At 46.7% G+C, this 11,948-nt stretch carries 12 protein-coding genes and 1 pseudogene; 7 read left to right on the forward strand and 6 right to left on the reverse strand.

All coding sequences use genetic code 11. From position 1 onward, the window contains the following. Window positions 1–17: 17 nt before the first annotated feature. Together KME12_16805 and KME12_16810 are read left to right on the forward strand one after the other, a co-directional pair. Window positions 18–1,304, forward strand: a complete 1,287-nt coding sequence (locus tag KME12_16805; protein ID MBW4489448.1) for a CO2 hydration protein — start codon at window positions 18–20, stop codon at window positions 1,302–1,304. A gap of 154 nt (window positions 1,305–1,458) precedes the next feature. Continuing rightward, window positions 1,459–1,860, forward strand: coding sequence for a fasciclin domain-containing protein (locus KME12_16810; GenBank protein MBW4489449.1), 402 nt, complete (start codon window positions 1,459–1,461; stop codon window positions 1,858–1,860). Between the two features lie 64 nt (window positions 1,861–1,924). Here the strand turns inward: KME12_16810 and KME12_16815 are convergent, their stop codons facing one another. Continuing rightward, window positions 1,925–2,893, reverse strand: coding sequence for a M48 family metallopeptidase (locus KME12_16815; protein ID MBW4489450.1), 969 nt, complete (start codon window positions 2,891–2,893; stop codon window positions 1,925–1,927). A 191-nt stretch (window positions 2,894–3,084) separates the two neighbouring features. Here KME12_16815 and KME12_16820 point away from each other — a divergent pair, with 191 nt between their 5' ends. Next, window positions 3,085–3,309, forward strand: coding sequence for a hypothetical protein (locus tag KME12_16820; protein ID MBW4489451.1), 225 nt, complete (start codon window positions 3,085–3,087; stop codon window positions 3,307–3,309). Window positions 3,310–3,549: 240 nt separating this feature from the next. On the opposite strand, the gene KME12_16825 is transcribed toward KME12_16820, so the two are convergent. The 4 genes and pseudogenes from KME12_16825 to KME12_16840 form a co-directional block, all read right to left on the reverse strand. Continuing rightward, window positions 3,550–3,720, reverse strand: a complete 171-nt coding sequence (locus tag KME12_16825; GenBank protein MBW4489452.1) for a ssl1498 family light-harvesting-like protein — start codon at window positions 3,718–3,720, stop codon at window positions 3,550–3,552. A gap of 269 nt (window positions 3,721–3,989) precedes the next feature. Next, entirely contained in the window at window positions 3,990–4,850 is an 861-nt protein-coding gene (locus KME12_16830) for a zinc metallopeptidase (protein ID MBW4489453.1), read from the reverse strand. Between the two features lie 283 nt (window positions 4,851–5,133). Continuing rightward, window positions 5,134–6,083: pseudogene (locus tag KME12_16835) on the reverse strand (phosphodiester glycosidase family protein). 102 nt (window positions 6,084–6,185) lie between these two features. Next, entirely contained in the window at window positions 6,186–6,446 is a 261-nt protein-coding gene (locus KME12_16840) for a DUF4926 domain-containing protein (protein MBW4489454.1), read from the reverse strand. A gap of 400 nt (window positions 6,447–6,846) precedes the next feature. Here KME12_16840 and KME12_16845 point away from each other — a divergent pair, with 400 nt between their 5' ends. Next, window positions 6,847–8,148 carry a DUF4935 domain-containing protein gene (locus KME12_16845; GenBank protein MBW4489455.1) on the forward strand — a complete coding sequence of 434 codons (1,302 nt, stop codon included), beginning with the start codon at window positions 6,847–6,849 and terminating at the stop codon, window positions 8,146–8,148. Window positions 8,149–8,285: 137 nt separating this feature from the next. On the opposite strand, the gene KME12_16850 is transcribed toward KME12_16845, so the two are convergent. After that, a complete protein-coding gene (locus KME12_16850) occupies window positions 8,286–9,734 on the reverse strand; it encodes a PLP-dependent aminotransferase family protein (GenBank protein ID MBW4489456.1) in 1,449 nt (482 codons plus the stop codon). A 525-nt stretch (window positions 9,735–10,259) separates the two neighbouring features. Here KME12_16850 and KME12_16855 point away from each other — a divergent pair. The 3 genes from KME12_16855 to KME12_16865 form a co-directional block, all read left to right on the forward strand. Next, the gene (locus tag KME12_16855; GenBank protein ID MBW4489457.1) at window positions 10,260–10,481 is read left to right on the forward strand and encodes a hypothetical protein; all 222 of its coding nucleotides are present in this window, start codon (window positions 10,260–10,262) and stop codon (window positions 10,479–10,481) included. Between the two features lie 64 nt (window positions 10,482–10,545). Continuing rightward, a complete protein-coding gene (locus tag KME12_16860) occupies window positions 10,546–11,340 on the forward strand; it encodes a PhzF family phenazine biosynthesis protein (GenBank protein MBW4489458.1) in 795 nt (264 codons plus the stop codon). Window positions 11,341–11,385: 45 nt separating this feature from the next. Beyond that, window positions 11,386–11,948 (forward strand): hypothetical protein (locus KME12_16865; GenBank protein MBW4489459.1); only part of this gene is annotated, 563 nt, incomplete at its 3' end.

The following is an 11,948-nucleotide window of genomic DNA, read 5'->3' on the forward strand; positions in this document are numbered from 1 at the left end:
AAAAGGAGATCTGCATCATGACAACTGCAACCGCAACCCAGTTACCTCCTTCTACCCATGAATTTGCCGAGGTGATTCATCGGCTAGAAGCGGGTGGTGCCATGCTGCCTGATACGCCAGAGAACCTCATGCAAATTATTGGTATCTACAAAGCCTATGCAGTGCCGATGGATTTCTACTGGCGCGATCTCCTTTATATTGCGGAGCGAGTCTTCCTTAACCCCCTACCCTTTTTCAAGTATTTCCTGCCTCAAGAATATTTAGACCTGCACAACCACTACGCTGGAGACGACGCAGATTTGCGGATTTGGCGTGGTGAAGCAACTGCCCATCCAGAACTATTAGAGTTCATGCAGAAGGGCGAAACCACCCAAATGCCCAAACTGTTCCACCATTTGCTGCACGATCGCGTCAATATGGAGTTTGCCGAAGCTTGTATGCGGGCGATGTTGTGGCACCGAGGCATGGGAGGTAAGTTTGACCCTTATCTCGACACCCCAGAATATAAAGCTGCTGCCGATCGCGCCATCAAGGCTTACTTCAAGGGCAACCCTGCCATGCTGGGCCTCTACAAGCTGTTCCCAGAAATGTTTATTGAGCAGGTACGGCAGCTCTCCTACTACGCCAACCTGGGTCTGTTCTGGGAAGTCATGGCTCCGGTGTTCTTTGAGATGAGCGATCGCTACGATTGCGGCGAAATCACCAGCGTTCCCGAAGCGATGAATTTCCTGGTGAATGGCATCTTTGCAGTTGCAGGCCGACCGATTTATCACCATGTCTATATCGGGGGAGAATGCTTTGAAATCATCCCCAAATCTTGCGGGTTTACCTGGCTGTATGAAGCCGCTCTCCCTTATGTAGAAGCTGTGTTCTATCGCACCGCTCCTTTCCGGGGCACCAAGTCTTACAATGCTCAGGCAGAGCAAGTGCCAGCCGAACAAAAAGATTTCCACTACGGTATTCTTTACGCCGATGTGAATCCGGTAGGCACAGCAGGGATTCCTCCGACATTACTCATGCAGGATATGTTGCACTTCCTCCCACCTTACTTGGTGGACTATTACCAGCAACATTGCCGTGGCAAAGATGACATGCTGATTCAGCTAGGGGTGAGTTTTCAGCGATCGATGTACTGTGTGACTTCGGCGGTGATCCAAGCCCTACGGACAGCCTTGCTCTATCCTTTAGATGATCAAAATCCCAAGCATTTGCAAGCCAATCGAGAGTTCTTTGAAGCGCAGATCGATCGCTTTAAACGCCCAGAAGCTCGTTTGCGGGATATTCAGGCTCAGTCTTATCGATAACTCAACCTATCCGCAAATGTTCCGCAAAAAGGCGGGTGAAGCATTCGGAAACGCCCCTCTGACTCAATCTTACGCATAGCTGCCCGAATACTTCACCCCTACGATGACCGTAACCTATTGTTCTTTAACTTCTCCTCCTTAAACCTCAAACGCTATGGCTGATATTGTTGATATTGCAGTAAGTGCTGGTTCTTTTAATACGTTGGTGGCAGCAGTCCAAGCCGCAGGTTTGGTCGAGACACTGAAAAGTCCGGGGCCGTTCACAGTCTTTGCTCCAAATGATGCTGCCTTTGCTAAGCTGCCACCCGGAACCATTCATACGCTGTTGCAAAATATCCCTCAACTGGCCCGCATCCTCACCTATCATGTGGTGCCGGGGAAATGGACTCAAGCTGACCTCGCCAAGGTAGACTCTCTCACCTCTGTAGAAGGATCACCGATTCGTCTTGATCTGTCCGATGGCTTTGAGGTCAAAAACGCCACGGTGGTCGCTCCTGACATCGAAGCCGATAACGGCATTATTCATGTCATTGACAACGTGATCTTAATGGGCTGAATCGGTGTGGCAAGGGCGATCGCGCTAGGTTTGCACGAATTGCGATCGCTTTGTTTATCTCGGCCTATTTATCTCGCCGAATGCGGTTGATCTCTTTTTGCAATTCTTCCAACTGCCGCCGCAACTCTTCTGCTTCTGCTTGAGGCGATTTTGCTGAAGTATTGACTGCTCCCGCCGCCTCAGCACGGGCATAATGACCTTGGCGAATCTGACGATATTCTTCTGAGCTGGCCCATTCGCGGATGTAACGAATGCGCTCAACCGGGAAAGGATGGCTGAGCATGGAGCCTTGAGAACCGTTGCCGTTGTAGAGCAAAAACTTGTAAATCTGATTTAAGCCATCTTGGTCTAGCTCTTGGTAGCTTTCCGATTGGCGGATAAATTCATTTAAGCTGCACTCTTGCAGATGCTTGCTACTTCCCCCCGCAATTTTCATCATGGTTTGCATTACCAATGTCAGGTCGTCGGTGGCGAGGAGTGCGGCGCGATCGGAGGTCAGTTCGGCTTTGCGTCGCCATTCGTAAAAGGCATAGATTAAACCACTGCCGACGATGTTGCCCAAACCCATCGTCATTTCTCCGATCGCCGCTACCATCTGAATGGCCCAGTTCGCCATCTGGATTAAGGTGGTATGACCGCATTTGATGTGACCTAACTCATGGGCTAGCACGACTCGAATTTCCGCGTCACTGAGTAAGTCCAGCAGCCCTGTATGAAGGACGATATAAGGATGCTCTTGTCCCAGGGCGTAACTGTTGGCCAGAGGATTTTGCACCACAAATAGGGAAGGCTCCGGTTGAATGTCTAGATCTCGGACACATTCGCGAAAAATGTGATAAATCGAGGCGTACTGCCGGGGGCCAACTTGAATACTGTTGCCCATTAGGTAAATCAGTTGGGGCCGTTCATAGAGAAATTCCACAAATTTTCGAGCCACGAGATCGAAGCCAGGGACATTGCGTAATGCCTGCTCGGCTTGGCGATCGAGGGGATGCCGAAATGCTTCACTCGAAATTCCGGGATAGGTAGGCATCGCAACACTCCTTAATGGTTGATCTCGAAAATCCAGAAGACTCCCAATACTTGTATAACAAGTTGGAGGCTGCTTTTGAGTGATTTCGGAGCGCTAAGTTGGATCAAGGCGATCGCTTTTTGTAGCTTACGATTCTACATTGCTCGCGATCGCCCGGAATAATGATGGCAGTTGGCATTCTTCCCCTGCTTATGAAGCCGTACCAAACGCTAGCTACGATGCTTTCTACTGTCACCGGACGCTTAACTGTTAACAGTAGCCACAGACGGAGTTACTTCTCGGAAGTTGAGCCGATGCTAGATGCTCTACTCCTCGAACATCCGGAGCTGGAACATCCAGAAATTCTGTTGACTCAGCTACCCAAAGAAGCTGCTTTTTCTTCTAGGACAGAAGAAGATTTGCTGTTGACTCGCTAGTTTGCAGTCTAGTTAGGGACACTACTGCATTGGTCATAGACCCAATACCTGTTTCTCCGAAGCGCGATCTCACACAGGTCTCCAGCCTTACGACTGGAGATTTTTTTTGTTTGATTAGCTTGCATTACTGACCCCAAAAACTAAAAGCCCCAGTCAAAGACCGAGGCTGGGAAGTTATGTGCTGGCGGCTTTAAGCTCTCCCAAAGCTTTTTAGGAAAAAATCTCGACTAACAGGGAAAGTTAGCTGACAGAGATAGCCAAAAATAGAGAGGCTGCGACCAAAAGAACGGCGATCGCGCCTTGGAATAGGTAGCGCTGTTGTTGTTCTGGGGTGGGATATTCGGCGTAGTACATGGCAGGCTCAGCTGCGTAGTTGTTGAGAACGCCGTTTTCGTCGGTTGTGTAACGCATGTCTTTTTCTCTTTGTTGCTTTATGTAAACTAATGTAACAGATTATTTACAGATTGCAACACTTTTTAGATTTTCTGCTACTCATTATTTCTGGGGGTAGCTATAAGCATGGCTTAACAATGCCTTCAACCCCGGACAGGCAGGCGATCGCGAGCTTAGGAAGAAAACTTACACCAAAATAACCGCCACCTTAAAAGGTGCGGCTACAGTTACAAGACTGCCTATGCAGCCTCAGGGTTTTGGATTACGGGGTGGTTAAGCGTCGTGAATTACAGACTGTTGGCGGCGAATGTATTGCATTGGTCAGGGTCGCCACCTTGAACCCCCCGGCGGAACCACTCGACTCGTTGCGCTGAGCTGCCGTGGGTAAATGATTCAGGCACTACGTAACCTTTAGAGCGGCTTTGGAGGCGATCGTCTCCAATACTACTCGCAGCAGTTAGGGCTTCTTCGATGTCACCTGTTTCTAAAACTTGACGGGAACGATTGGCTTGGTTGGCCCAGACACCCGCGAAGCAATCGGCCTGTAGCTCTAACCGGACGGAGAGTTGATTGGCTTCGGCTTTACTGCTGGCTTGGCTTTGGAGCGATCGCACTTTATCGGAAATACCTAGCAAATTTTGGACATGATGGCCTACTTCATGGGCTACGACATAAGCCTGAGCAAAGTCTCCGGGTGCGTCGTAGCGGTTTTTCAAGTCTTCGTAGAAACTCAAGTCGATGTAAACTTTTTGGTCTCTAGGGCAATAAAACGGCCCGACTGCTGCTTCGGCATAACCACAAGCGGATTCCACCGCGCCTGAAAACAGTACGAGTGTAGGTTCAACGTAATCTTCGCCTGCCTGTTGGAAAATTTGGTTCCAGGTGTCTTCGGTGTCGGCCAGCACGACTGAGACGAAGTCGGCCATTTGGTCTTCAGCAGGGGAATTGGTGGTTTGTGTGGAGTTGGGGGAAGAGCGATCGCCGGAGGGAGAAGCTTGATCGAGGATGACGCTAGGGTCACCACCTAAAAATGCTACAACCAGTGCCAAGAGTATTGAACCAATGCCGCCACCAACGAGGGGGCCAGAAACTCTAGAGCCACGCCGATCTTCAACGTTTTCGCTTCTACGACCGAATTCCCAACGCATGGCAGCTTTCCGAATGGTTTTATGGGTCTAGTTTGGCTTTCCTGGGCTAGCGATATCACCCTCTGTGGACTTAATCTAGAAGCATCGTTCAATCCACTACCCTATATAAACGGGCAGATTTGTCCCTATTTAACTAGACTGTTGCGACATCTGCGATCGCCTATGGATTTACCATCTTTTGAAAAACCAAGAGCTTGGGGGCACCTGCCCCCAAACCCCCGCTGAGGGACGGTTGCGTCCCCCAGACCCCCTCCAAAAGGGTTTTGTGGTAGCAGGTTCAGGATTAAGGAGGAGTTTGCTTTTGAGAGATGGTGGGGCGATCGCTTGATGGCAGTACTAACAAAACAGATTTGACGGGGCGTTGGATGGGGTATCCTTCGGTGTCTACTTTGCCGTACGAGGTTTTGCCTTGGTAGTAGAAGGAGGAGGAACTGCCGCCATCTAGGTTCATGGCTTGCTCTGCACCTAAAGTTTTCAGGAAGGTGGTTAGTTCGGTAAAGGTCATGCCTGAGTCGTTGGGGATTCTGGTTTTTGGGCTACCATGACCCAAATTACATCTCCTGTCTGAGTGAGGGCGATCGCGGTTCTGGCGTTGGGTTGATTGATGCCTAACGGATCGCGAATCACTCCACCGTTGACTGTATCCACAAATCCCTCTGGCTGTGCGGTCAGCTCTGGTAGCAGGCGAGGTCCACCGCCCAAAGTATCTATGAGATGACAGTTGGCAGGGAGAGGCGCGTTGTGCGGAGCGATGTCGTAGCGGATGGTGGAATCACATTGGTAGCGGCGGAACTCGGTACGATTGAATATTTGGTTGAGATAAGGAGATAGATCTGGGTTGTTGACTAAGCGCTCATTTAGTTTTGGATCGGCTATTAATTTGCCTTGTAGGACCACATAGGAAGTCGATTTCTGGTTGGTGGGGTCAAAGAAGCCACCGTTAAGGACGGCGATCGCCCCATACGCTTTGGCAAAACTTTCTAAAGTATCGATGCTGTCTGAGACTGCGGGCACCACTGTAAATGAGCTTTGCGCTGGAATCCGGAGGGTATGCACCACGCTATGAGTTAAGGTGTAAGTTTTGTATTGCAATGGCAAGTGCTGTGGCGGTTGGGGGGTAGGAGATGACACTGTTCGCGGCTTAGAGTCGAAAGTAGATCGGGTTTGCGACATTGCGAGTAGGGCGATCGCCACACCGCCTACGCCTGCTAGCACCCAGATCAGTCGCCACATCTTGCTCACAAATAGTTGCAAACCTTAGAAATTTAACTAGTTTAAGTCGGATGAGAGCGATCGCCAAAGAACGATTTGTCAGCGTGAAGTAAGCTACTGCAATTAAGCAACAGAGAGTTCGTAGTGCAACACTAGCAGCTCATCTACCTGTAAGACAGCCATGAGATATTCACGTCCTTGTAGATCGGCAAATTCTACTAAATATTGGGTTTGATCCAATTCTTCATACCTTTCAACAACTGTTCCAACTTGTCCAGGAGGCAGGCTGGAAATAGAGGCATAGCTAGGTTCGGCTAGAATGAGGCGATCGCTTGAAATTGGCTTGAGTGTAGCAACTGTATCTAGGAGACTGGGAGGTTTCATATTATTTAATAAATGCAGAAACTAAGCGTGGATTTGAATCGCCAGTTCTAATTTCCCAAATGGTTCGTAGTTCAACTCCATTAGTATCTGGTACAGTCCAATCTACTTTAAACACCTGACCGAATGCTGTAGCGTCTTGCTGACAATTTCACCTTCTGTCACTGCTGTTTGAATCCATGTTGGCATAGTAAATGAGTTATTATTGAACGACCGCCAAGGAACATTCCAATTGACCTAGCCTGTGCAAATATCTTGAATAGTAGACCTGCACCCAGCGCCTCACTATCGAGAGCAAGAAACATCACTATTAGCAGCAGTCCTGTTTATAACTGATGCACTTAACTTACCAAGACTAACTAAATTATTCTTTGGCAATAAACTACAAAGCAAAAATACTACAATGTCACAAAAGAAGGAAGATAACGATTTTGATATTTTTATCGCAAATTCTATATTTCCAGAAGCTAATTCTATATTCACACTTAATATTAAATCCCTAAAAGAGATTAAAGATTATTGCTATATTGTCGTTGACACAAATGCACTACTCATCCCCTACACTACAGGGAAACAGAGCCTTGAACAAATTAAAAATATATATAGATCTTTAGTCGCAGAAAACCGTTTAATTATTCCAGGGCAAGTGGCACGCGAATTTGCAAAAAATAGAACCAATAAGCTTCTTGAGGTCTATCAACAATTGTCTAGGAAGAGAAATCTTAACTTAACAGTTAGTAGTTATCCTTTACTTGAGCAACTTGCTCAATATCAAGAAATCAAAGAGCTCGAAGAAACTATTAGTAAAGCCCTGAAAAACTACAGAAATAAAATAGGTGAGATTTTAGACGAAATATATGAATGGAACTGGAATGATCCTGTAAGCAGAATATATAATGAGCTTTTCAGCATCAATAATGTAGTATTTGATCTACCAATCGACCGAGAAAAGTTAGAAAATGATTTAAAAAAACGTCAACTTCATAGTATACTGCCAGGTTATAAAGATTCTTCCAAAGAGGATAAGGGGATTGGCGACCTATTAATTTGGCACACAATACTTGAGATTGGCAAGACTTTTGAAAGAAGTGTTATCTTCATCTCTGGAGATGAGAAAACTGATTGGTGGCATCGAAGTGATAACCAACCTATATATCCCAGATATGAACTTGTTAATGAGTTTAATCGTTGCTCTAAAGGTAAATCATTTTATATTATTAGCTTTTCTCAATTTCTGGAACTTTATGAAGCTAGTGAACCTGTAATTGAAGAAATAAAAAATAATGAACAAAGAGGTGTCCTTAATCAAATCAAAGAAACAGTACCAATTAGCCAAGAAAATATAGAGGAAAAAGTATTGGATTGGATTATTAATAGGTATCAGGCTCACGGCCCAAAAATTAAATTTAATGTTTTAATCTTTAATTATATTGTTAGTTTTTTAAATCAAGCCAAGTACGGCATACTAGTAAGAAAAGTTAATAATCATGCAGATCTTATAAGATGTTTGAGTATAACACAGTCTTTATCTATGAGTACTTTGGTAGATAAAGTAATACTTATACTTGTTTGTGGAGATTTGGAAAGCGCAAATATAGCAGTAGATAGAGTTTCCTATTTAGACTTAAAAAGAAATTTTTCGATTGAGGTGGGCTATGTTAGCTCTGAAAATAGTTTTTGTCATTTATATAGAAAAGAGTCATAAGGCTTAGTCTTAAAGCCCGATTTAATCTGAAATTGAACTTTGAAGATTTAAAGTAACTAAATAAAGCTAATAACAAACGAATTGGTTGGCGATCGCCCCTCTTTTCTCGCTCTTTCAGATAGAGGATCAGCTAAGGTTTACAGATACTTTGTCAGCAGTTGCCCTAACACTGAAATACCCCGATCAATCTCCGCAGGTGGGGAGGAGTAATTCAAGCGCATGGCTGTGTAGCCTTTTTGGTCGGGGAAGAAGAGAGAGCCGCAGGACATGACGACTTTTTGGGCGATCGCTTCCTGGCGAATGGTTGTCATTGGTAGCTGGGATGGCAAATGCACCCAGAGAAAGAGACCGCCATTCGGTACAGTCCAAGACGCTTCTTGAGGGAAATAACGTTCTAGCGCTTGCAGCATGGCATTACGGCTTTGCAAATTCTCGGTGCGGAGATGGTTGAGATGCCGCCGATAGTGACCAGAGGCTAGATATTCGCTAATGATGGCTTGGGAGACGGTAGAGACATGCAGATCGCTCAGCAGCTTGCGTTCCACCAACGGGCGATAATGCTTACCTGTCACGACCATGTAACCCACGCGCAATCCGGGCATCAGCGTTTTAGAAAAGGTGCCGATATAGGTGACTAGATCCTGGCGATCGATCGCTTTAATCGGAGCAGGAACAGGCTCAAAATTCAGCCCTTCGTAGGCGTTGTCTTCTAAAATGGGACAGGCATACTGTTCTGCCAGTTCTAACAACCGCTGCCGATGCACTTGGGAAGTTGTAATGCCAGTGGGATTGTGCAGCGTGCTAATCGTGTAGATCAGCTTGGGGCGATGACTGCGGAGATATTGTTCTAGCAGTTCCAAATTCATCCCCGTGGCGGTCATCGGGATGCCAATTACCCTTGCACCCAAATTCTCCAGGACAGCGATCGCCCCATGATAGGTGGGACTCTCCACAATCACCCAATCTCCTGGCTGCACATAGTAGTGCATCACCAAGGACAACCCTTGCTTCGAGCCGCTCGTAATAATGATATTGTCTGTCGAGACTTGTAATCCTTGTTGCCACACCAGCATTTGGGCGATCTGCTTCCGCAACACCAAGCGACCTTGAGGCAAATCGTAGTTGAATAAAGCTGTGTCTATGTCTGCGATCGCACGTCTAGCAATCCGCCGCAAATTCTCTGACTCTGGTGGGCGAGGGAAACCACAGCCTAGATTAATCACGCCCTTTTGGGTTTGCGCCAGCATCGAGTCCGCATAGACATCAAAAAAAGAGATGCTACGTTGTTGCGGAATGATCACATCCTGCGCTGGAGCAAAGGTAGGTTCAGATTTGGGAGCGGGAATGGAGGAAGAATTGACAAAATATCCTGCGCCTTGACGAGCAGACACCAAACCATCCGCCTCTAATACGCCATAAGCTTCAATCACCGTCAGCTTATTGACTTGAGCATTCTCAGCCAACCTCCGAATCGACAGTAGACGTTCTCCTGGCTGCATCGCTCCTGACTGAATCAGATGCCGAATGCGATCGCGGATTTGCAAATATACAGGTTTTGGTGACTGTCGATCTAATGGAATCCTCATCATTCACCCCAATGACAGCAGCAATTAAAACTAGCTTGAGCTGAGATTCACTAATAGCCTCAATCAAAATTCAAGCATTACTAGCTGGCATAAGGTGGAATATAGACGATTCTCCTAAAATCAACCTAGTACAATTTTGATCAATTTCTACTAGAACAGTTTTTGAAGTGATACCACTGTATTAGTTACTGTCTCAAATCCTTAAGCTTTTCAACAGTTTTTATCCAGCTTAAAAACTTAGATCCACCCTTCAAGTAAAGGCCAACTCATAACTTAATGAAATTCAGATTTAACCTTTTTAGCATCCCCCAATCGCATGAATTCACAGGACGATGTAGAGATTTGGCGATTGATTTACCGTAGAGGAATCAATCGTGTTACAAATCTTCTGCGATTGCCGCTACAGATAATTGCAGGCCTAAAAACTGTACCAGTCAAACTGAGTTATTTTTGTACCTTTTCAATTAGAAGTAAAACCTTTCAAAGTAATAACAATACTTTCGATTACCTCTTTTGAGGTTCATTATGAAATCTCTAAACCTCGCCTCCACTTCTCAAAGCCTCTCTAACCTATGGCAAGCTTTGAGACAAATAGTTGCTCGTTATGCCGAAATTCGAGTTTGGCAAAAAAGCGATCGCCAGGGAAATCTCTATTGGCATGGCTACAACCCCAACAACGGCGACTATGTTTGCTTTGGCACAGAAGCAGAAATTCGCATGTGGATTGAGGAGCATTACTACAGATAAATCCAGTTTTCCGATAGGCTTTTAGATGTTGCTGAGTCATCAAAGCCAAAAAACTGGAACATTTATGGGACTGATAATTACGCAGGTAGACGCATTTACCAATCAACCCTTTAGTGGCAATCCTGCCGCCATTTGTGTCCTACCTAAACCACGGGATGACCAATGGATGCAAGACGTTGCCAGAGAAATGAACTTATCGGAAACCGCTTTCCTGCTACAACAGGAAGATGGCTTTAATCTCCGTTGGTTCACCCCTACCGTTGAAGTTGATCTGTGCGGTCATGCCACCCTAGCCAGTGCTCATGTGTTGTGGGAATTGGGATATCTAGAACCTCCTCAAGAAGCCCGATTCCACACTCGGAGCGGCCTGCTTACAGCTCAGCGCCAAGGAGACTGGATTGTTCTCAACTTTCCCGCTCAGCCTGCCACCGCGATCGCGCCTCCACCAGAACTTGCCTCAGCCCTCGGTGTCACCAACCTCAACTATGTCGGCTACAACCAAGTAGATTATTTGGTAGAGCTAGAGTCAGAAGCACTGGTTCGCGATCTGCAACCCAATCTGACTTTACTCAAAGCATTTCTCGTACGAGGCATCATCATTACCAGCCGAGCTGATGCTGGAGAGTACGATTTTGTCTCCCGCTTTTTCGCTCCCCAATCAGGCATTGACGAAGATCCAGTCACAGGTTCTGCCCATTGCTGCCTTGGCCCCTATTGGCAAGAACGCCTCAAAAAAGATGAATTTTTGGCCTATCAAGCTTCTCCCCGTGGTGGGGTATTGCGAGTGCATTGCCAAGGCGATCGCGTTGCCATCGCTGGTCAAGCGGTCACTGTTTTGAAAGGTGAGCTGATGCATTAGGAGGTGAGGAATGAGGCGAGAGGAGTGAGGAATGAGGAGTAGCAAGTGGGCATTAAATTAGAAACTATTGTGCCTTGGGGGCGATCGCTGAGCGAGTACATCGCCATGTTCAGCCTTACCCCAACAGATCTGAACCGTCGAATCTTAGACTGTGGGGGTGGGCCTGCTAGCTTTAATGCGGAAATGACCCACCAAGGCTACTCCGTTATCTCCTGCGATCCCATATACCAATTCAGCACCGACGAGATCTCCCAGCGTATCCAAGCAACCTACCCCCAAATCATCAACGGCGTTACAGCTAACCGAGACAGCTATGTGTGGGACACGATCGCCTTTCCAGAACAGCTAGGAGAAGTGCGAATGGCTGCTATGAACCAATTCCTGCGCGACTTTTCAATTGGTTTCCAGGCAGGACGCTACCTCATCGCTGAGCTTCCTCAACTTCCCTTCAGCAACAAACAATTTGACCTGGCCCTCTGCTCCCACCAAGTTTTTTGGGATGGCTGGGAGCCTTGTCTCTTTAGAGCAAGGAGGAAAGCCGACTCAAGCGGCTTTAGCCGCCTAGAATCCATAGCTGTAACCATCAGCCCGATGAATAACCTCCAGAT

The organism is Trichocoleus desertorum ATA4-8-CV12 (genome assembly GCA_019358975.1).
Taxonomy (GTDB): domain Bacteria; phylum Cyanobacteriota; class Cyanobacteriia; order FACHB-46; family FACHB-46; genus Trichocoleus; species Trichocoleus desertorum_A.